General features: G+C 71.1%; 22 protein-coding genes. 12 read left to right on the top strand and 10 right to left on the bottom strand.

Features of this window, described 5'->3' with window-relative positions; translation table 11 throughout:
- Positions 1 to 138: 138 nt before the first annotated feature.
- The 6 genes from GGE06_RS08600 to GGE06_RS08575 all read right to left on the bottom strand — a co-directional run bounded on the left by GGE06_RS08600 (position 139) and on the right by GGE06_RS08575 (position 6,193).
- Positions 139 to 921, bottom strand: coding sequence for a zinc finger domain-containing protein (locus GGE06_RS08600; protein WP_116157092.1), 783 nt, complete (start codon positions 919 to 921; stop codon positions 139 to 141).
- The gene (locus GGE06_RS08595) at positions 918 to 1,433 is read right to left on the bottom strand and encodes a hypothetical protein (protein WP_116157093.1); all 516 of its coding nucleotides are present in this window, start codon (positions 1,431 to 1,433) and stop codon (positions 918 to 920) included. Before GGE06_RS08595 ends, GGE06_RS08600 begins: the two co-directional genes overlap by 4 nt.
- Positions 1,430 to 2,404 carry an ATP-binding protein gene (locus tag GGE06_RS08590; RefSeq protein WP_184930439.1) on the bottom strand — a complete coding sequence of 325 codons (975 nt, stop codon included), beginning with the start codon at positions 2,402 to 2,404 and terminating at the stop codon, positions 1,430 to 1,432. Before GGE06_RS08590 ends, GGE06_RS08595 begins: the two co-directional genes overlap by 4 nt.
- 260 nt (positions 2,405 to 2,664) lie before the next feature.
- Complete coding sequence (locus GGE06_RS08585; protein WP_184930438.1) at positions 2,665 to 3,582, bottom strand: RecB family exonuclease; 918 nt, start codon at positions 3,580 to 3,582, stop codon at positions 2,665 to 2,667.
- Between the two features lie 311 nt (positions 3,583 to 3,893).
- Complete coding sequence (locus GGE06_RS08580) at positions 3,894 to 4,946, bottom strand: polyprenyl synthetase family protein (RefSeq protein ID WP_312883085.1); 1,053 nt, start codon at positions 4,944 to 4,946, stop codon at positions 3,894 to 3,896.
- Between the two features lie 95 nt (positions 4,947 to 5,041).
- On the bottom strand, positions 5,042 to 6,193 hold the full coding sequence (locus GGE06_RS08575) for a tetratricopeptide repeat protein (protein WP_116157096.1): 1,152 nt from the start codon (positions 6,191 to 6,193) through the stop codon (positions 5,042 to 5,044).
- Positions 6,194 to 6,556: 363 nt separating this feature from the next.
- Here GGE06_RS08575 and GGE06_RS08570 point away from each other — a divergent pair, with 363 nt between their 5' ends.
- The 6 genes from GGE06_RS08570 (at position 6,557) to GGE06_RS08545 (ending at position 12,966) form a co-directional block, all read left to right on the top strand.
- Entirely contained in the window at positions 6,557 to 7,582 is a 1,026-nt protein-coding gene (locus GGE06_RS08570; protein WP_116157097.1) for an AraC family transcriptional regulator, read from the top strand.
- 335 nt (positions 7,583 to 7,917) lie between these two features.
- Positions 7,918 to 8,976, top strand: coding sequence for a beta-keto acid cleavage family enzyme (locus GGE06_RS08565; RefSeq protein WP_116157098.1), 1,059 nt, complete (start codon positions 7,918 to 7,920; stop codon positions 8,974 to 8,976).
- Between the two features lie 57 nt (positions 8,977 to 9,033).
- Positions 9,034 to 10,008, top strand: a complete 975-nt coding sequence (locus GGE06_RS08560; RefSeq protein WP_184930437.1) for a quinone oxidoreductase family protein — start codon at positions 9,034 to 9,036, stop codon at positions 10,006 to 10,008.
- 65 nt (positions 10,009 to 10,073) lie between these two features.
- Positions 10,074 to 10,991, top strand: a complete 918-nt coding sequence (locus GGE06_RS08555; RefSeq protein ID WP_116157100.1) for a TauD/TfdA dioxygenase family protein — start codon at positions 10,074 to 10,076, stop codon at positions 10,989 to 10,991.
- Positions 10,992 to 11,080: 89 nt separating this feature from the next.
- Entirely contained in the window at positions 11,081 to 12,361 is a 1,281-nt protein-coding gene (locus GGE06_RS08550) for an MFS transporter (RefSeq protein WP_312883062.1), read from the top strand.
- A complete protein-coding gene (locus GGE06_RS08545; RefSeq protein WP_184930435.1) occupies positions 12,358 to 12,966 on the top strand; it encodes an RBBP9/YdeN family alpha/beta hydrolase in 609 nt (202 codons plus the stop codon). Before GGE06_RS08550 ends, GGE06_RS08545 begins: the two co-directional genes overlap by 4 nt.
- Positions 12,967 to 13,035: 69 nt before the next feature.
- Here the strand turns inward: GGE06_RS08545 and rpsR are convergent, their stop codons facing one another.
- The 3 genes from rpsR to GGE06_RS08530 are packed head-to-tail and all read right to left on the bottom strand — an operon-like array spanning position 13,036 to position 14,716.
- Positions 13,036 to 13,275 carry a 30S ribosomal protein S18 gene (gene rpsR / locus GGE06_RS08540; RefSeq protein ID WP_116157103.1) on the bottom strand — a complete coding sequence of 80 codons (240 nt, stop codon included), beginning with the start codon at positions 13,273 to 13,275 and terminating at the stop codon, positions 13,036 to 13,038.
- Between the two features lie 44 nt (positions 13,276 to 13,319).
- The gene (locus GGE06_RS08535; protein ID WP_184930434.1) at positions 13,320 to 14,471 is read right to left on the bottom strand and encodes a CobW family GTP-binding protein; all 1,152 of its coding nucleotides are present in this window, start codon (positions 14,469 to 14,471) and stop codon (positions 13,320 to 13,322) included.
- A complete protein-coding gene (locus GGE06_RS08530) occupies positions 14,471 to 14,716 on the bottom strand; it encodes a type B 50S ribosomal protein L31 (protein ID WP_116157105.1) in 246 nt (81 codons plus the stop codon). The genes GGE06_RS08535 and GGE06_RS08530 overlap by 1 nt, the downstream gene beginning before the upstream one ends.
- Before the next feature lie 189 nt (positions 14,717 to 14,905).
- Between GGE06_RS08530 and rpmB the strand changes: the two genes are divergently transcribed.
- From rpmB to rpmF, 3 genes are all read left to right on the top strand, one after another.
- Entirely contained in the window at positions 14,906 to 15,142 is a 237-nt protein-coding gene (gene rpmB / locus GGE06_RS08525) for a 50S ribosomal protein L28 (RefSeq protein ID WP_184930433.1), read from the top strand.
- A complete protein-coding gene (gene rpsN, locus GGE06_RS08520; RefSeq protein WP_184930432.1) occupies positions 15,142 to 15,447 on the top strand; it encodes a 30S ribosomal protein S14 in 306 nt (101 codons plus the stop codon). Before rpmB ends, rpsN begins: the two co-directional genes overlap by 1 nt.
- A gap of 164 nt (positions 15,448 to 15,611) precedes the next feature.
- On the top strand, positions 15,612 to 15,791 hold the full coding sequence (gene rpmF / locus GGE06_RS08515) for a 50S ribosomal protein L32 (protein ID WP_184930431.1): 180 nt from the start codon (positions 15,612 to 15,614) through the stop codon (positions 15,789 to 15,791).
- A 29-nt stretch (positions 15,792 to 15,820) separates the two neighbouring features.
- On the opposite strand, the gene GGE06_RS08510 is transcribed toward rpmF, so the two are convergent.
- Positions 15,821 to 18,784: a carbohydrate binding domain-containing protein gene (locus GGE06_RS08510; protein WP_184930430.1), complete on the bottom strand. Its 2,964-nt coding sequence runs from the start codon at positions 18,782 to 18,784 to the stop codon at positions 15,821 to 15,823.
- 239 nt (positions 18,785 to 19,023) lie between these two features.
- Here GGE06_RS08510 and GGE06_RS08505 point away from each other — a divergent pair, with 239 nt between their 5' ends.
- The 3 genes from GGE06_RS08505 (at position 19,024) to GGE06_RS08495 (ending at position 23,328) form a co-directional block, all read left to right on the top strand.
- Positions 19,024 to 20,136 carry a patatin-like phospholipase family protein gene (locus tag GGE06_RS08505; RefSeq protein ID WP_184930429.1) on the top strand — a complete coding sequence of 371 codons (1,113 nt, stop codon included), beginning with the start codon at positions 19,024 to 19,026 and terminating at the stop codon, positions 20,134 to 20,136.
- Positions 20,060 to 22,450 (top strand): protein kinase family protein, encoded by a 2,391-nt coding sequence (locus GGE06_RS08500; RefSeq protein ID WP_184930428.1) that lies wholly within the window; start codon positions 20,060 to 20,062, stop codon positions 22,448 to 22,450. The genes GGE06_RS08505 and GGE06_RS08500 overlap by 77 nt, the downstream gene beginning before the upstream one ends.
- A gap of 107 nt (positions 22,451 to 22,557) precedes the next feature.
- Positions 22,558 to 23,328, top strand: coding sequence for a hypothetical protein (locus GGE06_RS08495; RefSeq protein WP_184930427.1), 771 nt, complete (start codon positions 22,558 to 22,560; stop codon positions 23,326 to 23,328).
- Positions 23,329 to 23,365: the final 37 nt, after the last annotated feature.

The raw sequence follows: 23,365 nt of genomic DNA, 5'->3' as shown, positions 1-23,365 counted from the left end.
GTGCGGCGGGTGATTCCTCACCCGTGCCTGTTCGCGTTCGACGGGCGGCCTCGTACCGGTGGTGAGGGGTGCCCGGAGGGGAGGGACGGCGGGGCTCCGGTACGGCGGCCCCTTCTCGAGGTGGGACGCTCATCGGGTTCACCGCGCTTCCTCCTCCTGCCTCGGCCCGGGCTCGGCCACCCCGGCTGCGAGGAGCCGTGCCTGGTGGGCAGGGGCCCTCCTCAGCGGGGTTCCGAGCCGGGGGACGACGCAGGGACGGTCTGCGGCAGCCCCGCACCAGGGACAGGGCACGCGGAGGGCGCGGACGCGCGGGTCGCGCTTCGAGCCGGTGAGGTGGGAGGGCGGACCGACCGGGGCGGCGGGTACGCGCGCGACCCGCTGTCCTGAGGCGATCGCGGTCACCAGCGCGAGGAGTTCCGCACGATAACGGCGCGGGTCGTCGGGGTCGCTGTCCGGGAGCGGCAGCGGGTCGCGGGCGAGCCGCTCCTCCCGGATCGCGCGCACCTCGGCGCGGATGTCGGCGGCGGCGATACGGGACCGCTGTCTGCCCAGCCGGGTCACGGCCGCCCGCACATCGGCGACGTCCAGGTCGGCGAGCAGCAGGTGCCAGGCGTCCGTCGTGCTCTCCTCCAGGTGCATCGACGGGCACATCGCCGCGACCAGGGCGACGAGCTGGGCCGTCTCGACCGGCAGCATTCGCTCTTCCCTTCCGCGGGGGAACGTCCCGGCTGGCGCCGGTGCACCGCTTCCCGCTGCATCCGCCGGCTGCGGGTACGCGTACAGGACGGCCCCGCAGGCGCACCGCAGCCACTTGTCGTCCTCGAACGTCCAGCGGCCGCAATCGAGGTGACCGGCCCGGGAGACCAGGAACCACACCGTGCCGAGCGCGTCCCGGTCGGGGTGGGCGATGACGGCGGTCATGGATCCTCGCCGCCCTTGAGGGGAAGCAGACGGCGCAGGTCGAGCGTGCCGGTGTACCAGGCGCGGGCGATCCGTTCCCGTCCGCCGGGCAGGGGACGCAGGCTGAACGACCGCGGTTCGGAGGCCGGCAGCACGCCGAGGCCCGGGATCTCCTCGCCGCTGTACGGGTCGGCGACCGGGTCGAGGCAGGTCAGCCGGGCGAGGAACTGCCGTTGCCAGCCGGGGCGCACCCGGACCAGCTTCTCCACCTCGCCGGGGTGGTTGTCGGCCACCCAGGCGGTGAAGGCCTCCTCGTCGGCGACCACGACCGTCGGTTGGGGGTCGACGAGGGTGAGGGTGGCGACCGGTGTGTCGTCCGGCAGTGCCACCCGGACCGATTTCAGGTTCAGCTCGGCGCGGGCCGCGAGCAGCTCCTCGAGGACCTCGTGGCGCTCGGTCTGGTACTCGGCGTCGACGGCGTCGCGCAGCACCCGGAGCACGGCGACCCGGGTGGCGTGCTCCTTGAGGCTCATGCCGCCTTGCCCTTCCGCTCGGCCCCGTTCTCCCGCTTGGCCCCGTTCTCCCGCTTGGCCCCGGCACCGGACTCGACGTCCTCGGCGACCCTGTTCCTCGCCGCCGCGGTGCCGTGGCGCACTATCAACTGGCCGAGTGTGCAGGTCTCCCCGCGGTCGTCCAGGACGGCGGCGCCGAGCAGGTTGTGCCGGCGGGCCTCCTCGTACAGGGCGCGCAGCTCCTCGTGGCCGGCGCCCGGCGCGGTGGCCGCCGTGACGTAGTCGGACACGGAGAGGGCGGGCTTGCCGGCCTCCAGCCAGTCGAGGACGGCCTCGGCGAACTCCGGGCCCGGCGTGTGGAGCACCGTCCCGGACAGCGGCTTCGCCCGGGACTTGGAGATCACCAGGGTGTTCTCGTGGTCGAGATCGCCGACGATGTCGAATTCGTACTCGATGCCCTCCCGTTGCTCGGGCTTGAGCCCGATCTTGCGCGGTACCTTGCGGCCGCGCTCGTCGGCCTCCACGACGTACTCGGTCTTGGTGCGCATGGTGACGATGAGGTGACCGGGGTAGGCGAGCAGTGCGTCGATCATCGCCCGCTCCTGGGGGCGGGCTTCCTTCCAGCCGGCGAAGCTGCCGCCCGCTCCGAGGCGCTTGGCCGCGTTGTCGACCTGCTCCAGCATCCCGCCGGTGCCGGACCAGAAGTGACTCAGAGAGTCGACGATCATGACGTCGTAACCGTCGTGGGCGGCCACCGCGAGCGCGTCGACGAGGGTGGTGGGCTGGAACGTCGTGAGCGGGAGGGTGTCGAAGGCGAACTCGTCGGCGTACTTGGCGGCGCTGCCGTGCTCGGTGTCGATCAGGGCGACCCGCTCGCCGAGTCCGGTGGCGGTGACCAGGGCGGTGTAGGTCTTGCCCGACCCCGTGGGGCCGGCAAGCGCGATGCGGGCCTTGGCCTGTTCCTTGGTGGCAGTGGTGAAGGTGAGGTTCACGCCGTTCTCCTGGCGTCTGCGACGGCGGTTCCGGGTGGGCCTGGCCGACAGGGGACGCGGTCCTCGTCCGGCAGGACGTGCTCCCGCGTGACCGTCGCTCGGATCGAATATGCATTCGAATTCTGTCTGCATCCACGCTAAGCGCACAAAGGGGAAGAATCCACCCTTTTCGGCAAGAAAGATACAGGAAAGGGAGAAATGTCAGCGAGAACGTGTATAATGCGCGCCCACATGTGCGCGGGGGTCGACCGCCTCCGGCCTCAGTCGGCGTCGGCGGCCGGGTGCTCGTCCTCCCCCTCGGCCGGATCCGTGGCGACGGCCAGGGGATAAGGCGGCGGGGTGCCGCCCCAGGCCGGGCACAGCGCCCGATGGGGGCACCAGTCGCACAGCCGGCTCGGGCGCGGAGGCCAGTCGCCCGTCCGCGTCGCCCGCCCGATCGCGTCCCACAGCGCCAGGAGCTTGCGCTCCACGGCCCGCAGATCGGCCTCCGCCGGGTCGTAGGTGAGTACGTCCCCGCTGCCCAGGTAGACCAGCTGCAGGCGGCGTGGCACGGTGCCACGCCGCCGCCACAGCACCAGGGCGTAGAACTTCAGCTGGAACAGCGCGTCCGCCGCGTACTCAGGCCGGGGCGCCCGGCCGGTCTTGTAGTCGACGATCCGCACCTCGCCGGTCGGCGCCACGTCCACCCGGTCGATGACCCCTCGCAGCTTCAGCCCGGAGTCCAGCGTGGTTTTGACGAACAACTCCCGCTCCGCGGGCTCCAGACGGGCCGGGTCCTCCAGGGTGAACCACCGCTCGACCAGCTGCTCCGCCGTGGCCAGCCACTCCGCGCCCCGCTCCGGGGCGGGCGCCCCGTCGTCCCGCTCGAACAGCTCCGCGAGCTCCGGCCGCGCCGCCAGCAGCCGCTCCCACTCGCCCGCCACCATGGCCCGGGCCCGGACGGCCGTGCGCTCCGCCGCCGGCACGTCGAAGATCCGCTCCAGCACCGCGTGCACCAGCGTGCCCCGAGCCATCGCCGCACTCGGCTTCTCCGGCAGCCGGTCGATCACCCGGAACCGGTACAGCAGCGGACACTGCATGAAGTCGCCCGCCCGCGACGGCGACAGCGACGACGGCGGCGCGGCGGGCCGGAGTGCTGCGGGCGGGGCCGGTGCGCCGGAGGTGTTGATCGGCTGCACACCCCTGACCTTACGCCGGAGACCGGCACACCGCTCCGGCACCGCCCCCGCCTGCGGAGGCGGGGGCCGAGTGACCGCCTCATCGGGGCCGTCGGGCCGCCGACGCCTTCGGGATCGGACGCCCCGTCGTCGAGCCGATCCGCACCGTGCTCACCGGGCACGGCGTCGACATCGCCCCTCCACCTCCTACGCGGCCGAGACCCGCCCGCCTCACCCCGGGCGACACCGGATGCCGAACCGGAGGTCACCGGGGCGGTCCGCGGAAGGAAGGTCGTCGCCATGGTCCCCGGGCGGGCGCCGGACCTGGGTGATCACCTGGTCCGGTCGAGCACGTACGTGAACAGCCCGTCCAGTTGCTGTGCGGCGGTGCGCGTGAGCGACGCGTCGCGCAGCGCGCGGCGGGCGGTGTCCAGGTGCCGGCGCGCCTCGTCGCGGGTCGCGGTCCGCCCGCCCAGCTCCTCCACGAGTGCCGCGACGTGTGCGGCGGCCTCGTGGTCGAGCGGCTGGGGAGGGTCGAGCAGCGCCGCCAGTTCGTGGGCGGCCCTGCCTCCGCCGGCCAGTGCGGCGAGCATCGGGTAGGTCTTCTTGCCCCTGCGCAGGTCGGCGTGGACGGGTTTGCCGGTCACGGCGGGGTCGCCCCAGATGCCGAGGATGTCGTCCACCGCCTGAAAGGCGAGGCCGAGATGGCGGCCCGCCCGTTCGAGCGTGGTCACGGTCCGGTCGGGGGCGCCGCCGAGGACCGCGCCGAGCGCGACCGCGCAGCCCAGCAGGGCGCCTGTCTTGTGTTCGGCCATCGACCGGTACTGCTCCGGCCCGACGGCGCCGGGGCCGTACCACGGACGGTGTTCAAACCGCAGGTCCTGTGCCTGGCCGGACACCAGCGCGTTCAGGGTCCGGCAGAAGCAGCGGACCGCGGCCGCCGCGTGCCGACCCGGAGTCTCGGCCAGGGTGGTCATGGCCTGGGCGAGAAGCGCGTCGCCGGCGAGAACGGCGGGGCCGGTCCCGTATGCCTTCCACACCGCGGGCCGCTGCCGGCGCAGGGCGTCGCCGTCCATGATGTCGTCGTGGAGGAGCGAGAAGGTGTGCACGAATTCGACGGCCACGGCGCCGGGGACGGCGTCCGCGCCGTCCGCCCCGACCGCCTCGGCCCCGAGCACGGCGAGCGCCTGGCGCACTCCCTTGCCCTCGGACCCGCCGGAATCCGGAGTACCGGACGTGTCGGACCAGCCCAGCGCGTACGCCGCCATCTCACCGGTCCACGGATGGAGGCTGCTCACCGCCTCCACCAGCGCGGGCCGGACGAGTTCGCGACAGCGCTCCAGGACACGGGCCGGCGCTGCGTCGTGATCGACGTCGTGGTCAATCCCGTGATCAATCCCGTGATCAGTGTCGTGATCGCGAGAGGAACGCACCGTGGCCACGACTGCGACGCCCGGCGAGAACGGTGTCGGGACGGCGCTCACCGCAGGCCCTCCACATCGGCGGCCTGAAGCGCCTCGGCCCCGACCGCCGGCAGCACGGGCCTCGCGGCGCCCTGCTCGTGGCCGCCGTGGTCCGGCAGCGGCCCGACCCCCAGTTCGGCCGCTGCCTTGTCCACCATGTCCCGGGCGTGCCGCAGCCCGATACGGTCCAGCGTCGAGCGCAGTTCGGCCAGGTCCGCGGCAGTGTGCGCGGCATCGCGGCCCAGGTGGGCGGAGGCCTTGACCAGGCCCAGTCGCGACAGCGCCGTCCCGCGCGGCTCGTCCATCTCGCGGAACTCCTCAAGGGCCAGCGCGTACATCTCACGGGCCTGCTCGTAGCGGCCCGCCCGGTACAGCACGTTGCCGCGCATCTTGTGGTTGTAGGCGAGCGCGCTGGACAGCCGCATCTCCCGGCAGGCCTCCTCCGCCTGGGACAGCAGCGACAGGGCGCGCTCCACGTCGGCGTCGCGCACGGACACCACGTCCGCTATGCCGCGCAGCGCCCATGCCCACCCGCGCCGGTCCTCGGCTCGGGACGCCGTGTCGGCCGCCTCCTCGAACAGGGCCAGGGCCTCGTCGTATTCGCCGGTGTTGCGGTGCATCTGCGCGATGCCCTCCAGCGCCCACACCGTGTGCCGGGCCTCGCCGCGGCGGCGGGCCTCGGCAAGCAGCTGCTCGTGCAGCCTCCGCACCGCCGCGTAATCGCCCTGGATGCGCCCGGTCTCGGCAAGCCCCGCCAGCGAGTAGCCGCGCACGACGACGTCACCGCCCCGCTCGCCCGTCTCGGCGGCCAGCCTCAGCAACCGGTACGCCAGCCTGAACGCACCGCGCTGTCGGGCCAGCGTGCCGCCGCTCCACAGAGCCCACGCCATGGCCCCCTCGTGACCGGCCGAACGCGCCGCCCGGTAGCTCGCCTTCCACGCCCGGTCGGCCTCCTCGATGCGCCCGAGCCTGCGACAGGCCTCCGCCACGGCCAGCCCGCAGCGCGCCTCCTCCCGCCGGTCCCCGGCCCGCTCCGCCGCCTGCAGCTCCTCCATGCCCCGCGCCAGCACCTCGGGCAGTGAGGCGTTCACCGACAACGATTCGAGAGCACCCTGGTACTCCGGCGCCGATGCCTTCGCCCGCTTCGTCCTACACGCCTGACCTGCCATCACACCCCTCCTCGGGTCGACTCGACGATCAAGTCGACACGAGGACCAAGACGGCGACCGCGGGCCGGGGTTCCCTCCCGGCCGAGAAGTCCGTCTCCGTACGGGCGCGGGGTCATCCTCAAGTGCTACGCGGCCGTCGGCGAATCCTCAGCGAGATGTACGCCGGTGGCTCCCGGCTCAGCGCGGGGTGAGGCTCGAACGACGGACGACCGGTTCCGTTTCTGTCCGGTTCAACCGCCGGCACGACGTCGGCGGCGGTCGGGGAATCCGACGCTGAGGGGATGCCAGGGGCCGCGCGTTTTCCCTGCTTGACGCGACGGGGCGGAAAACTTAACTTCTCGGGACCGAGTCCGGGAGTACGCCATGAGGCCCCTTGTCCGTACCGCAGCACTGAACGGCTACGTCGAGCTGAGCCGCTCCCTCGGCGTCGACCCGCACGCGCAGATGAAGCGCGTCGATCTGGACACCGCGGACCTCGCCGTCCAGGACCGATGGATCTCCGGCACGGCAGCGGTCCGGCTCCTGGAACTCTCCGCGGCCGCCTCGCACCACGACGACTTCGGCCTGCGCATGGCGGAGTTGCGCCGCTTCTCCAACCTCGGCCCCCTCAGCCTGGTCGTCCGTGAGGAACCCGACGTACGCAGTGCGCTGGGGCTGCTGCTCCGGCACGAGCACATGTACAACGAGCTCCTGCACGCGCGGCTGTCCGAGCGCAACGGTCTGGCCACCCTCAAGGTGGATCTCCGACTCGGCGATTCGATGCCTGCCCGGCAGGCCACGGAATTGGCCGTGGGCGCCTTCACCCGCATTCTCCGAGGGTTCCTCGACCCGCGGTGGCACCCGCTCTCCGTGTGGTTCACCCACAGGGCCCCGGCGGACCCCGGCAGGCACCGCCGACTGTTCGGCCCCGGCCTCGAGTTCGATCGCGAGTTCAACGGCATGGTCTTCTACGCCGACGACCTCGACGCCCCCAATGCCATGGCGGACCCGCACCTCCGGAACTACGCCCGGCAGTACTTCGACGCCATCGCCGCCTCTCCCCGGGACACCTCGGTGGTGGACCGGGTCCGCGAGCTCATCGAGGCCCTGCTGCCGACCGGCCGATGCTCGATCGAGCAGGTCGCCCGCAGCCTCGGCGTCGACCGGCGCACCGTCCACCGTCATCTGGCCCACTCGGGAGAGACGTTCTCGTCCCTGCTCAACGCCACGCGGTTGCGGCTCGCGGAGCAGGTCGTGGCCAGTCCCCGCCGTTCACTCACGGAGATCTCCGGCCTCCTGGGCTTCTCCTCCCTGAGCGCGTTCTCCCGATGGTTCCGCGAGCAGCTCGGGTGCAGCCCGAGGGAGTGGCGCAAGGAGAAGAGCCAGGAGCAGGACCCCGGCCGGGGCTGACGCCCACGGCAGGACGACGCCCGGCCGGCGCCTCCGCCTCCGGGCCCTCTGTCCCCGATTGACAAGTCATCCGTCACCTCGGGTCAAGCAGCCGGATTCACGCGGCTCTACCGTGGCTGCACCACACGGTGGTCGGCCCCCGGAGGGGAGCCGATCCGCTTCACGCAGCACGCCCCCTCCGGGCCGGTCGATCGCGACCGGGCCTGTGCGCCCGACGTTCTCGATGTTCTCGACGTTCTCCCCGACCCGTTCCGACCCCTGCCGTCCGAATGCTCCGACACCACGGACGTCGGCGGGCACACCGGGTCATCACCCGTACGCGAAGGAGAAGGACCGTGCATTTCCACGACGACTCGCTCTTCCCCGAGAACCAGGAGAAGCTGGTCATCCAGGCTGCCCCGTACGGACCGGAGTGGCTGCCCGGCGACGCCGACGACCTGCCCCTGACCATGGACGAGCACGTCCAGGCGGCCGTCGACTGCTACGACGCCGGTGCCACGGTGCTCCACATCCATGTGCGCGAGCTCGACGGCAAGGGCTCCAAGCGGATGTCCATGTTCAACGAACTCCTCGGCCGACTGCGCGACGCCGTACCGGACATGGTCCTGCAGATCGGCGGGTCCATCTCCTTCGCCCCCGAGGGCGAGGGCGCCGACGCGAAGTGGCTCAGCTACGACACCCGCCACATGCTGGCCGACCTCACCCCCGCGCCGGACCAGGTGACCATCGCGATCAACACCAGCCAGATGAACATCGTCGAGATCATGACGGACGAGGACCTGGAGGGCACCTCGATAGCGAAGCCGGAGTACTACCGGGCCTACCGCGACATGGTCGTCGAGGCCGGTCCGGAGTTCTACCTCGAACACCTCAGGCGGCTCAGGGAGAACGGCATCCAGCCGCACTTCCAGCTCGCCACCATGGCCCAGCTGGAGACCGTCGAGCGGCTCATCCGCGCCGGCGTCCACACCGGGCCCCTCGTCCTCAACTACGTGGCGATCGGCGGCGGTTTCGCCGGTCGGCACCCCGCCGACCTGATCGAGTTCGTCCGCCGCGTCCCGGACGGTGCGGTTCTCACCATCGAGAGCTCCATGCGCGCCGTGGCACCGATGAACGCGATCGCCATCGCTCTCGGCGTGCACGTCCGGGTGGGCAACGAGGACAACCTGTGGCGGCGCAAGGGCGAGCGGATGTCGTCCGTGGAGCAGGTCGAGCAGATGGTCCGGATCGCGGAAGCCGTCGGACGCGACGTCGCGACCGGTCAGGAGGCCAGGAGGATCTACAAGATCGGCGAGTACTACGCCGACGCCGACGAGACGCTCGGTCGTCTCGGCATGGTCCCGAACCGCGTGCCCGGCCGGCGCGGCTTCATGCTGCGCGACCCCAAGAGCTGACCCTGCGACCACCGCCGTACCCGAGAGTCCCCACCCACGAGCATCCGGAGCAAACCCGTGGCACACGCCGTCCGCTTCTACGAAACCGGTGGTCCTGACGTCCTGACATGGGAGGAGGTCACCGTCGGCGACCCCGGCCCGGGCGAGGTGCGCATCCGGCACGTCGCCGTCGGCCTCAACTTCGCCGACACGTACTTCCGTACCGGTCTCTACCCGGTCCGGCTGCCCGACGGCATCGGCGTCGAGGCGTCCGGCGTGGTCGAGGCCGTCGGCGAAGGCGTCACCCATGTCGCCGAGGGCGATCGCGTGACCTACACCGGCAGCCCGCTGGGCGCCTACGCCACCGAGCGGGTCATGCCCGCCGCACACCTGATCAAGCTGCCTGACGCGATCAGCTGCGAGACCGCCGCCGCGATGACCATGCGCGGGCTCACCTCGGCGTACCTGCTGCGCCGGATCCACCCGCTGAAGGCGGGTGACACGGTGCTGCTCCACGCGGCGGCGGGGGGCGTCGGCCTGATCGTCTCGCAGTGGGCCAGGCTGCTCGGCATCACCGTGATCGGAACGGTCTCCAGCGAGGAGAAGGCGGAGATCGCCAGGGCCCACGGGTGCGGGCACATCATCCACTACCGGCGCGAGAACGTGGCCGAGAGGGTGCGGGAACTCACCGACGGCGTCGGAGTGCCGGTCGTCCTGGACAGCGTCGGCAAGGACACCTTCGCAGGCTCGCTGGCCTCGCTGAAGCGCCGCGGTCTGCTGGTCTGCTTCGGCACCGCCTCCGGACCCGTGCCACCGATCGACGCCGTGCAACTCGCCGTCGGCGGCTCTCTGTTCGTCACCCGCCCCGCGCTGGCGGACTACATCGCCGCCCCCGCGGAGCGGGACGCCCTGGCAGGCGAACTGTTCGGCCACGTCGCTTCCGGACGCATCAGGATCGAGATCAATCAGCGCTACGCGCTCAAGGACGCGGCACAGGCGCATCGCGATCTGGAAGCCGGACGAACCACGGGATCCTCCGTCCTCCTCGTCTGAGCACCCCACGTGGCACCGGGACCGACCGTCATCCCAGAATCACCTTCGTCCCAGGAGTGTGCACCATGCCCCAGACCCTCCGCCCCGGCGAACCCGCGCCCGCCCTGGTGCGCCCGGGCGTGCTCCGCAGCTCGATCGAGGTCGAGCCGCTGACCTGCACCCTCGGCGCCGAGATCTCCGGCGTGAGCCTCGCCGACGCCGCCCGTGACGACGGCCTCTTCGCCGAGATCAAGAGCCTGTTGCTGCGGCACAAGGTCCTGTTCCTGCGCGACCAGGACATCACCCGCGCCGAACACGTCCTCTTCGCCCGGCGCTTCGGCGAGCTGGAGGACCACCCCGTCGCCGGAAGCGACCCCGACCACCCGGGTCTGGTCCGGATCTACAAGGAGCTGGACAGTCCCGCCGAGCACTACGAGAACGCCCTGCACACCGACGGGACCTGGCGCGAGAACCCGTCCATGGGAGCCGTGCTGCGCTGCGTCGAATCGCCTCCCGTGGGCGGCGACACCATCTGGGTCGACATGGTCGAGGCCTACAACCGCCTCCCCGAGCACATCAGGACGCAGATCGAGGACCTGCGCGCCCGGCACAGCATCGAGGCGACCTTCGGCGCCGTCCTGCCCGAGGAGAAGCGCCACGCGCTGAAGGCGCTGTTCCCGGACGCCGAGCACCCGGTGGTCCGCACCCACCCCGAGACCGGCGAGAAGATCCTCTTCGTCAACGCCTTCACGACGCACTTCGTCAACTACCACACGCCTCGGAACGTCCGCTTCGGCCAGGACTACGCGCCCGGGGCGAACCTCCTGCTGAACTACCTGATCAGCCAGGCCTCCGTCCCCGAGTACCAGGTCCGCTTCCGCTGGCGGAAGAACAGCGTGGCCGTCTGGGACAACCGCTCCACCCAGCACTACGCCGTCCAGGACTACTGGCCCGCCGTCCGCAAGATGGAGCGCGCGGGAATCGTCGGCGGCCGACCGGTCTGACCCCTTCAGAAGCAGTCGAGGTGATGACAATGGAGTTTCACACCACTGCGGACGCCGTCCCGGGGGCCACGGCCTCCTCGGGATGGCCTGTGTCCCGACGCTACGCCTGGGTGGTCTTCACGCTGAGCTTCGGGCTTCTGCTGTCCGACTACATGTCCCGGCAGGTGCTCAACGCCGTCTTCCCGATGCTGAAAGCCGAATGGCTGCTGTCCGACGCCGGACTGGGTTCGCTCAGCGGCATCGTGGCGCTGATGGTCGGCCTCCTCACCTTCCCCCTCTCGCTGGTGGCCGACCGCTGGGGCCGGGTGAAGTCCCTGATCGTCGCCGCCACGATGTGGAGCCTGGCGACTCTGGGCTGCGCGGTGGCAGCGAGCTACGGCCAGATGTTCCTCGGCCGGTTCGTCGTCGGCATAGGCGAGGCGGCCTACGGAAGCGTCGGCATCGCCGTCGTGCTGAGCGTCTTCCCCGTCGCGATGCGGGCCACCCTCTCCGGTGCCTTCATCGCGGGAGGTGCCTTCGGCTCGGTCCTGGGAGTGGCGATCGGCGGCGCCGTCGCCCAGCAGCTCGGCTGGCGCTGGGCGTTCGGCGCGATGGGCGTCTTCGGGCTGGTGCTCACCCTGGTCTACGCGGCCGTGGTCACGGAGAGGAGACTGACGCCGCAGGGGCGGTGGGCCGGCACCGGCGGCGGCTCCCGCGGCCGGCTCAAGAGCCTTCTCCCCCGCCTGTTCTCCTCCGTGTCCGTGGTCAGCGCCTACATCGGCAGCGGGCTGCAGCTGTTCGTCGCCGGCTCGCTCATCGCCTGGCTGCCCAGCTACTTCAACCGCTACTACGACATGCCGCCCGCAGAAGCCGGGGGGACCGCCGGTCTCTTCGCCCTGGTCATCGGAGTCGGCATGATCCTCGGCGGGATCGCGTCGGACAGGCTCAGCCGGCGGTCCCCGGTCCGGAAGTGGGTCGTCGCCATCAGCTGCAGCTTGGGATCCCTGGTCCTTCTGGTGGTCGCGTTCCGCCTGCCGGCCGGTCCGGTGCAGCTGCTGGTGCTGGCGCTGGGGAGCTTGCTGTGCGCGGGAACGGCCGGACCAGGGGCCGCCATGGTGGCGAACCTGACGCCCGCGGCCGTCGCCGCGACGGCGTTCGCCACCCTCACGCTTGCCCAGAGCCTGCTCGGACTCGCCCCCGGCCCCGCCGTCACGGGGCTCCTGGCGGACCGACTCGGCCTGCTCCACGCACTGCGGCTCGTCCCCCTCGTGGCGATCGGGGCCACGGTGGCCTTCCTCATCGGCCGCCGCTGGTACGAACGCGATCTGCGCCGTCTCACCGGCCTCGCCCCGGCGGCGGAGCCCGAGCAACCATCGGAGGTGCCCACATGAGCCCGACGACGCGGCCCACCGTCGTGATCGTCCCCGGCATGCGCGACCACGTCGAGGACCACTGGCAGACCCTGCTGGCCCGGCGGCTCACCGAAACCGGCCGCACCGTGTGCACCGTTCCCCCGCTGACAGGGAACCGCCTCAGCCGCGACGCCCACGTCGCCAAGCTGGTCGAGGTGATCGCACGGACCACCGGACCGCTCCTGCTGGTCGCCCACAGCGCGGGCTGCCTGACCACGGTGCAGTGGGCCCGACGGCACAACGCCGACGTCCGGGGCGCCCTGCTGGCCACGCCCCCGGACTTCGACACGCCTCTCCCGGACGGCTACCCCACCCCGGGCGAGCTGGAGAAGTCCGGCTGGGCCCCGGTGTCCCGCGGCCCCCTCCCCTTCCCCAGCATCGTCGCGGCCAGTTCGACCGATCCTCTCGGCTCCTTGGAGCGCGTCGCGGCACTGGCCCGGGACTGGGGCAGCCGCCTCGTGGAACTCGGCGACGTCGGACATCTCAACCCCGCCTCCGGTCACGGCCCCTGGCCCGGCGCCGAGGAGTTCGTCGAGGCGCTCGAACACGGCTGGTGCCGCTCGGCCCCGAAGCCCGCCTCATAGGCCGGCGGGCGCTCCCGCCATGGCCGTCCCGGCGGTCACCCGTTCGTCACGCAAGGGAAAGGCCGGTCGTCAGCGACCGGCATACGGCAGCAGGGCCATCTCCCGGGCGTTCTTGACGGCGGCCGCGAGGGAGCGCTGCTGCTGGGCGGTCACGCGGGTGACGCGTCGGCTGCGGATCTTGCCGCGGTCGGAGACGAACTTCCGGAGCAGGTCGGTGTCCTTGTAGTCGACGTACGTGATGCCGGCCGCGTCGAGCGGGTTGGGGCGGGACTTGACGGGCTTGCGGGGGTCGGTGTGTCGTCGGGCCATGGGGCGGCTCCTTCTCGTGGGTGTTTCCGTGGGGTCGTACGAGATCAGGCGGCGTCGAGGAGGGAGTCGAAGGCGCCGGGCAGGCGCTTCCACTCCTCGCGTCCCGCCTGGTACTCGGCGTCCGTGAGCAGGCAGGAGTCGAGGAGTTGTTCGAGCCCGTCCCGGTCGAGGCCGGGCGAGGTGAAGACGAGGTGCTGGCAGCAGTCGCCGTGCTCGGGGTGCCAGTCGAGGGCGGCCGCCGCGCGGCGCACGGGCGGGACCAGCTCCCAGGCGGCGTCCGGCAGTGACGCCAGCCAGGGACCGGCGCTCTCCACGCACAGCGCTCCGCCGGCCGCGTCCCAGGCGAGCAGGGTGTCGGGGCGGTCGGCGAGCCAGAACCGGCCGCGGCTGCGGGCCGCCGCGCAGCACAGGTCCTCCAGCGCCTCGTACAGCCGCTCCGGGTGGAACGGCCGGTGGCGGCGCCAGACGAAGGTGGCGACTCCGGCCTCGTCGGCGTCCTGGGGCAGCAGCGCGCACGCGGGATGCTGCGCGGCCGCGGCGGCCTCGACGTCGAAGCCGGCGAACGCGGCTTCGACGAGCTCGCCCGAACCGGCCTGGACGCGCCGAGCGGTGGGATGCAGCTGCGCAAGGAGGGCGAGGTCCTCCTCGTCGGCCTCGTCGCTGTCGACCACGGCGAGCACGGGCGCGTACTCCAATTGCCGGGCCCACGTGTCGCCCACCGTCCGCCGGTCGGTGGGGGCAGCGGCCAGACCCGCCTCGGCGAGGTCGTCGCCGTTGCCCAGACAGGGCAGGACGAGCGCCGGGTCCACTGCGGTGATCACGTTCGTCACGGCCATGCGGTCTCCGCCGTGGGCGGCGATGACCTCGGCCATGGCCTTCGGTTCGACCGAGTCCCACAACTCGACGACGGCGAGACGGGTCAGACCGCCGTCCGCCAGCCGCTCCAGTTCCGGAACCAGGTCCTCGCGCAGCGCGCAGCACGCGCAGTCGTTGACCAGCGGGGTCTCGCCCGAGGAGACGGTGCCGGAGGCGTCCCGTACGAGACGGAGCACCGTGCCGTCGGGCCCTCCGGCGAGGTCGTGGTGCAGCGCCACGCTGTCCGGAACGGTCCGCAGAAGTCGCCCGACGACCTCCTTCCGCGCATCGGCGTGCAGCCCGGCGACGATCACGACGGGCAGCCGGTGTTCGTCGCCCATCAACGGGCCCCGTAGCGGCGCTCGAACTTCTCCACGCGGCCGGCCGTGTCGAGGACGCGCGCCGTGCCCGTGTAGAAGGGGTGGCTCGCCGAGGAGATCTCCACGTCGACGACCGGGTAGGTGTTGCCGTCCTCCCACTCGATCGTCCTGTCACCGGTCAGGGTGGAGCGGGTGAGGAACGCGGTGCCGGAGGCGGAGTCGCGGAAGACGACGGGCTCATAGACGGGATGGATTCCGGGCTTCATGGCGGGCCTTTCGGTGATCGGGTCTGGCGGGGTGCGCGGTCGTGTGCGTCAGCGCGCTTCGCGGAAGCGGAGCTTGATGACCGGGCGGCGCTCGGTGCGCGCCATGCCGGTAGTATATGGGAACGGTTTTCATTTCCAATACCGGGTATCGTACGCATCACCCAGCCAGCGAGAAGGGCGGCACCATCCATGTCGGCGCACTGCCAACTGACCGGCGCGAAGCCGGGATTCGGCAACACCATCTCCCACTCCCACCGGCGCACCTCGCGCCGCTTCGACCCGAACGTCCAGCGCAAGCGCTACTGGCTGCCCGGTGAGGGGCGCCACGTACGCCTGACGCTCAGCACCAAGGCGATCAAGACGGTCGACGCGATCGGCATCGAAGCCGCCGTGGTGCGCATCCGCGCACGAGGAGGGAAGGTCTGATGGCGAAGCGGAGCAAGATCGCCAAGAACGAGAAGCGCAAGGAGATCGTCGAGCGGTACGCCGCCCGGCGGGCCGAACTGAAGGAGGTCATCCGCCGGCCGTCGTCCACCGCGGCCGAACGCGACACCGCCCTCGCGGAGTTGCGGCGCCAGCCGCGCGACGCCAGCGCGACACGCGTACGCAACCGCGACAGCGTGGACGGGCGCCCTCGGGGCTACCTGCGCACGTTCGGACTCTCACGCGTACGGACGCGACAGCAGGCTCACGCCGGATTCCTGCCGGGAGTCACCAAGTCCAGCTGGTAGAAGCGGATTCACGACGCCGCGACACACCGGGCGACGCCCACCCGAGCCGGGCCGACGCGCCCCCGCTCATCTCACCCGACCACTTCACACATGCGCGACGCGCACACCCCGAACCGCAGTGCCGCACCCCCTGCGAGTCGGAAACCGGACCAAGGAGTCTCACGATGGCCGTCCCCAAGCGGAAGACGTCCCGCAGCAACACCCGCCACCGCCGCGCCCAGTGGAAGGCGACCACGCCCCAGCTGGTGCCGATCACCGTGGACGGTGTCGTCCACCGGGTCCCGCAGCGCCTGGTGAAGGCGTACGAGCGCGGCCTCATCCGCACCGGGCCGTCGATGTCCTGACCGGCTCTGCGGCACCCGCAGGCCTGCCGCTACCTGAGGTAGGGGCCGTCGGCGCCGACCTTGCCGGTGCCGCCGAGCACGTACACCCGGAGATTGCCCTTGCCGGGCGCGGCGACCGTCAGGCTGCCGTTCGTGACGGTCCGGACGTCGCCGGTGACGGCGTCCACGTACGTGCCGTTGGGGATCCCGGTGTACGTGGCGCCCCCGCTGACCGTGACCAGCGCGAAGCTGTCGGTCCCGGCCGCGGTGTAGCGGCGCTTGAAGGCCATGCCGCCGCTGATGCCCTCGGTGGAGTACTGGCCCATCTGCAGGGCGGGGACCGCCCGGCGGATCTGGTTGAGCCGCTGGAGGTGCTTGACCAGGGGCTGGTCAAGGGTGGTGGCGACCGCGCCGCTCGCGGAGGCGACCTTCGAGAAGCCGGCCGCCGTCACGCTTCCGGCGAGGTGGTCGCCGTAGTAGGCGCGGCCGGTCGCGGCGAGCGGGCAGGTGGGCCCGCAATCGATCTTCTTCCCGGCCTGGAACTCGATCTCGGAGCCGTAGTAGAGGGTCGGAATGCCGCGGAAGGTCCACATCAGGGACATGTTCTCGGCCCACGCGTCGGTGCCGCCCGCGTAGCGCTCGCTGCTCTTGTTGGGGCCGTAGTCGTGGCTGTCGACGTAGACGACGTTGTATGTGGCGTCGTTGACGCTGTCGTCGGAGTCCTTGCCGTTGGAGAAGGCGTTCTGCGCGTCGCCGAAGTTCATGTGCATGCGCATGTCGATGATGTTCATGCCGGAGAACCGCGAGTGGTCGGGCGTGTGGTAGCTGTTGCCCTGCAGGAACGCGTTGGTGCTGGTGGGCTGCCCGGCCGGGCCGAGCCCCTGCTCGTACGCGTACATCTCCAGGCTCGCCTTGGCGTCGTCGGCGTCGTACTCCTTGCGCTCCTTCCACGTGAAGAACTGCGCGGAGTGGTTGACCGAGCCGCGGTTCCACTTGTCGTTGACGAAGGCGGCGACCTCGCCGAAGACGAAGAAGTTCCGCGCCGCCTCGGCGCCGTGGCGCTGGGCGACCCGCTCCTGGATCGCGGGCAGGAAGCGGCGGTTCCAGGTGGTGCGGGGGATGTGCACGGCGGTGTCCACGCGGAAGCCGTCGACGCCCATGTCGATGTACTTGTCGTAGGCGCCGATCAGATAGCCCTGCACGGTCGCGTTCTCGGTGTTGAAGTCCGCCAGGTCCTCGTGCAGCCAGCAGGAACGGGCGTCCTCGCCCTCCCAGTTGCCGATCCAGCACTGGTGGTAGAGCGCCTTCGGGAACATCCCGGAGGTGGGGGAAGGCCACTGGCAGTTGTAGAGCGTGTACCCCTCGGCGCTCTTCCCGCCCGTCGGCTTGCCCCAGTTGAGGCAGGTGTTGCCGGCGAGCTCTGCCGTGGACCACAGGTCGCCGTTGTAGTACGACTTGCCGGTCTTCGGGTCGACGGTCAGCCCGTCGTACTCGAAGCCGGGCTGCTTCTCGTCGTAGTACCAGCTCCACTGGGAGTCGCGGACGCCGTAGACGGTCGGGGTGAACAGGCCCTTGGCGCCCCAGCGGGAGGAGTGGTTGTAGACCACGTCCTGGTAGATCTTCATGCCCTTGGCGTGGGCCGCGTCAATGAGGTCCTGGTAGGAGGCGCCGGCGGACTCCAGGCGCGGGTCGACCTTGTAGAAGTCCCAGCCGTGGTAGCCGTGGTAGTCGTAGTCCGAGCGGTTCAGTACCACCGGGGTGATCCACACGGCCGAGAAGCCCAGCGCCTTGATGTAGTCGAGCTTCTCGACCAGGCCCTTGAAGTCGCCGCGGAACATGGGGTCGTCCTGGGCCGCGTTGCCGGACTTCACGTGCTGGCTGCCGCCCCGGTTGTTCGTGGCGTCGCCGTCGTGGAAGCGGGCGGTGAGGACGAAGTAGATCGGGTCCTTGCGCGGGTCGGTGCCGAGCGGACTGCCGGGCGCCGGGTCGGCCGGCTTCACACCGGTGGTGGCCTGCGCGGACGCCGAGGCCGCGGAGACGTTTCCGGCCGCGTCGACGGCCCGCACGGTGTAGGTGTACGCGGTGTTCTCGGCCAGACCGGTGTCGGTGAACACGGTCGAGCCGACGCTGGTGACGACACTGCCGCCGCTGCCGCCGGTGCGGACCACCTGGTAGCCGGTGACGGCCCGGTCGTCGGTGGACGGCTGCCAGTTCAGGACGACGGACACGCCGTCGGCCCGCGCGGTGAGCCCGGTGGGGGCGGTCGGGGCCCGTGTGTCGGGCGGTGCGGCCGCGCAGGGGTCCTGGGCGTTCGCCGTGACCGTCCGGTTCTTCACGGTGCTGGTGCCGGTGGGGACGGCGTAGTCGGCGCCGTTGTTGTTGTCCCAGGTGCCGTTGCCGTTGTTGAACGCGGCCTTGAGGGACGTGGCCGAGCCGAGGCCGATGGTCTGCTTCCACCAGCCGGCGCAGGCGGCCTGCATGCCGACGCCCGGGACGGTCGTCCAGGAGCCGCCGGCGGGCGCGTAGTGGATGTTCGCGGTCGACCAGCCGAGCGCCTCGGTCGAGTAGTACACGGTGGCGGAGTTCGGCGCGGGGGTGCCGGTGTCCGCGCAGGGGTCGGAATGGGCGACCACACCGTCCTTGACGGTGACGGTCCCCGTGCCGAGCGCGTAGTTCGCGCCGCCGTTGTTGTCCCAGGTGCCGCTGCCGTTGTTGAAGGTGGCCTGCAGACCGCTCGCGGAGCCGAGGTCGACGGTCCGCTTGACCCAGTCGGTGCAGGCGGCCTCCATCGCGACGCCCGGAACCGCGGTCCAGGCGCCGCCGTCGGGTGCGTAGTGGAGGTTGTACTGCGCCCAGTTCCTGGTCTTCGTGAAGTAGAAGACGGTCGCGGTGTTCCCGGCCGTCACGGCGGCCTCGGCGGTCGGCGCGGTGGCCGGTGTCAGGCTCAGCAGCGTGCCGGCGACGGCGAGGGCGGCCAGCGGCCGGAGCAGCCGTCGCGTGGGACTTCGTCTCATGGGGGACTCCCTCGAGGAGCTCAACAAGCAAGAAGAATCGGAAACTTGCTGAAAGGTTTTGCGATGGCTGGAAGTTACCCGCGGTTGACCTGGTCGTAAAGAGATCGCGCCAAGATCCGCGAAAACCCGGGGGATGTTCTGGACACCCTGCGCTCCGGGCGTTTGGCGCGAGCACGCAAGGGAACAGGGCTGTGCGGTGTGGTGACGGAAGATCAGGGACCTGATCGCACGGGGGGACCATGCAGATCGGCGCAGTCAAGAGCACGCACGCGTACTGGGATCCGGCGCATCCCGTCCTGGAGATCCTGCGCGCCCGCCGGGAGTCCGGGAGCTTACCGGGGCAGCGCACGGACGGTGCGACCGTCGCCCTCGCCGTCGAGGGCGGCGGCATGCGCGGGGTGATCTCCGCGGCGATGCTGTCCCAGCTGGAGGACTACGGCTTCAAGAACGCCTTCGACGTGGTCTACGGGTGCTCCGCCGGAGGGATCAACGGTGCCTACTTCCTCGCGGGCGAGACCTGGTACCCGCTGTCGATCTACTACGACGACCTGACGAACAGGCAGTTCGTCGACTTCTCCCGGGCCCTGCGCGGGCAACCGATCCTGAACCTGGCCTACTCCTTCGACCACATCATGGAGCGGGTCAAGCCCCTGGACTACGAGGCCGTCCTCCGCTCGCCGATCGCCCTGGCCGTCCCGATCACCGACGTCGACGCCCTGCGGACCGTGGTGCTGCGGGAGTTCGCCTCCCGGCACGACCTCAAGGCCGCGTTACGCGCCTCCGCCTGGCTCCCCATCGCCGTCCCCGGCACCTTCGCCACGCCCGACGGCAGACGCGCCGTCGACGGCGGCGTCCTCACCGCCCTGCCCTTCCGGCTCGCCGTCGGGGACGGCTGTACGCACGTCCTGTCGCTCAGTACCCGGCCGATGGGACCGGCCGGCGCCGGGCTCAACCTGATGCACCGCTACACCTTCCTGCACCTGGAGCGGATGCGCCGCGGCCTCGGCGCCGGCTATCTCGCGGCGATCCGTCAGAAGCACCGCGACCAGGACTGGCTCCGCCGGATGAGAACGGCTCCCGCGGCCGGCGGGCCGTACGTCCTCGATCTGGCGCCGCTTCCGTGGATGCCCGAGCTCAAGCGGCACGAGCTGAACCAGGGCCGGCTCCTCCACCACGCGCGGATGGCCTACGGAATCGCGTTCTGCGCCACCGAGGGAAGACCGACCGAGCTGATGCGTCAGGGCGGAATACGTGCCATGCCGAGACTGAGGGTGGTTGACAGCGCGAATGGAGCACCGGGGCGCGACGCTGGATCTGCTGCTCGCAGCACTGTCCGATCTGACGGGATATGACGAAGGGCACCTGGCACGGTTACAGGACCTGCTCGAGCTGCCCACCGACGGCCGGCCGGAAGCCGCCCGGCAGCGGACCCGCCGGCTCGAACTGTGGCGACGCCTGTTGCAGGACATCCCTCTCGACGAGCGGTCGTTCGAGGACCGCTTCGGGCTCACGGGCAGGCGGGCCACGATCGCGCACCTCGAAGCCTGGTGCCTCGGATACCGAGACCCGAACGGCGGACGCCCGGCGGGCCCGGACGAGCTGTTCGGGTTCGTCAGCCTGTTCCTGCTGACCCTGCTCGGCCTCGCCGAGTCCGAGGCGCAGCGCTCGCTCCCACAACCGGGGGCCGTCACCGGCCGGAGCGGCCGGGCGCTGACCCATGACTGCGACGGCGTCTGCGGTGTGCTCGTGGCCGAGGTCGCGGTCGCGGAGGTCATCGCCGACGTCTACAGTCCGCAGCGGCGGCCCGCCGGGCGCGGGGCGGCCGAGACCGCGGAACCCGCCCGGCGCGAGTGGGACGCCATGCAGCGCAAGCTGGGGTTCCATCGGCACGGCAGCACCTCGATGATCCTTCGCGGTGCCACGGCGGACGCCGTGCACGGGACCCGCCCGGAGTTCGCCCTCAAACTGATCCTGTACCCGTTCACCCGGATCGGGACCCTCGCGCAGGCCACCCGCAGCTACGCGGAGACGTACGGCACGTCGAGCACCGGGTCACGGCACCTGGTGCGGGTCTGGGCCAGCTGGGACAGCTGGATCCTCATGGACTTCATCGAGGGCAGGACGCTCGCCGAGCTCGTCCGCGAGGAGTGGGGGCCGGAGGCGGCCGGCGCGGGCCAGGCCTCCTCCCTTCGCCTGGACCGGCTCCGGGAGAAGGCGCTGCTGCTCTTCGAGGCCCTGGAGGACCTCCAGCGCGTCGCGCGCGACGACCCGGTCCACGGCCGGCTCAAGAGCGTGCACGCGGACCTCGCACCCTCCAACATCATCGTGTCCGCGGCCGACGACGCCTTCAAGCTCATCGACCTCGGCCGGAACTACCTGTACACCCACACCGTCACCGGGACGGCAGGGGCCGAAGCCGCCTACACCGCTCCGGAGGTGAAGGCCGGCGAGACCGAGATAGCCCGGGCCGACCTCTACTCGCTCGGGCAGCTGCTGATCCTCTTCGGCACCGGACGGGCGAGCGCCGACGGCGTCGTACCCGACATCTTCTACATGCGCGCCGCGCTGCTCGCGCGGTTCGTCGAGGACCTGGTCGACGCCGACCCGGGCCGGCGGCTGCTCATCTTCTCCGCCGGATCCGGGCCCGAGCTCTCGTACGCGCGACTGAAGGACGGCTTCCTGGCGGAGCTCGACATGGTGCAGGCCGCCGAGCAGGGCGAGTCCGACCTGCGGGTCGAGACCGGGTGGCGGGCCCTGCGCGAGCTGATGCGGCCGCTGGCCGGCGACCCGGGCCGCGAGTGGCGGCTGTGGCGGATGCGGAGACAGCTCGACGAGCGTCCGGAGTCCGACCGCGGGCAGTTCACGGACTGGCTCCTCGCCTGGTCCCTCCTCTCGGCGCTGATCTGGGCGGTGACGAACACCGTCGTCGTCACCTGGTTCCTGCGAGACCTGGACCTGGACTGGGGGAACAAGCTCGTGGAGCTGGTGCAGCACGCCAGTCACACCCCCGAGGGCCTCCCGATCATCGACACGTGGCGGCGCGAGGGCTACGAGGTGCCGGACCTGCGGGCCAACCTCCCGGCCCGGATCGTCGGGCTCTCCTACGCGATCGCCGCGCCGAAGTACTACCAGATGCTGTTCTCCGGCCTGACGCCCCTCGTCATCGGCTGGCGGGCCGGCTCGATGACCCGGCTGGCCCTGGCGACCGAGGTGATCATGCGGATCATGGCCGTCGTGCCGTGTCTGCTCGTGCTGGCGATCACCCTGGTCGAGCCCCGCTGGTGGCCGATCAACTCCGCGATCGGGCAGGTCCTGACCCTGCTCGCGAACGTGCTGACCCTCGCCTACGTCCGCGCGGTCATCGTCCGTTCACGACAGCTCGGCCTCAGCACGGTCCCCGGCGACGACACCAAGATCACCGGCCTGTCCTCGTTCACCCAGTGGGTGCCGACCTCGCTCTTCTACGCCACGGCCGTACTGACCATCGGCACCGCGCTCTACCTGGGACTCCTCCACGACGTCTACGTGTACGCACTGGCCGTCACCTCGACCAACATCGTCCTCTTCTACGCCATCAAATGCGGCATCGGCGGCCCGACGATCCGCGTCACGATCGTCCGGACCTGCCTGGCCGCCGAACGCGTCGGCCGAAGCACTGCCTACTGAGCCCGGCACTCACAGGAACCGCTCACCCCGTCCCCCCGTCATGTTCACGGGGGTTGCCGGCGACCCGGCGCCCCTCCGCTCTTCACCACCGAGGTCCGAGGAGATCCATGGTCGACACCGTCAACTCACTGGCCGTCCGTTTTCACGAACAGCTGGTGGCGCTCCTGACCCATGGCCCCACCGGGGTGGGCACCGCGGGCTTCCACGACCTCATCGCGCGCGCCACGGCGCTCGGCCCCGACGGCACGTGGCTCGTCGCCGCCGGCCAGGTGAGCCTCGGCGTCATGGCCTGCGTACACGGACAGAGGGACCAGGCCGTCTTCCACCTCGACGCCGCGGTGACGGCCGGCTACAACGACTGCGTGACGCTCCACGCCGCCCCCATACGTCCGCTGCACGGCGATCCCCGCTTCCGAGCCCTGTACCAGCGGATGCGCATCACCGCGGCCGACCTCGACGAATTCCTCTGGCTCCACCAGGAGATGCAGATCATGTCGAGGGAGGCCCAGCAAGTGAGCGTCGACAACATCGGCCGCCTCGACACGGGGGTGTCGCTGCTCCCTCAGGCCCCCATGCCGACCCGCGAACCGAACACCCCCGGCATACTGATCACCCGCATCGATCTCGCCGCGACACAGACCGCACTCCAACAGGCCGTCATCAAGGCGGAGTTCCAGCGTAGCTCCGGCAACACCAGCCTCAGTCTCATCGACGACACGTGGGACTACCCCCATGCCCAGCGTGACGCCTGGCACGCCGACGAGCTGGACTCTCGGCGCCTGCGGGCCGCCGAATCCCGGGCTTTCGTCGAACGCCCCGGCGCCGGCACCACGCTCGTCCCCTGCCCGCCGCTGGGCTCGATCACCTACCCGGCCTGAGGAGGCGCCGCATCGAGGTCGAGCGGCGCCCTTCGGC

Origin of the sequence: Streptomyces nymphaeiformis, assembly GCF_014203895.1 — a bacterium.
Classification (GTDB): domain Bacteria; phylum Actinomycetota; class Actinomycetes; order Streptomycetales; family Streptomycetaceae; genus Streptomyces; species Streptomyces nymphaeiformis.
This window is presented reverse-complemented; position numbering and strand designations above follow the sequence as displayed.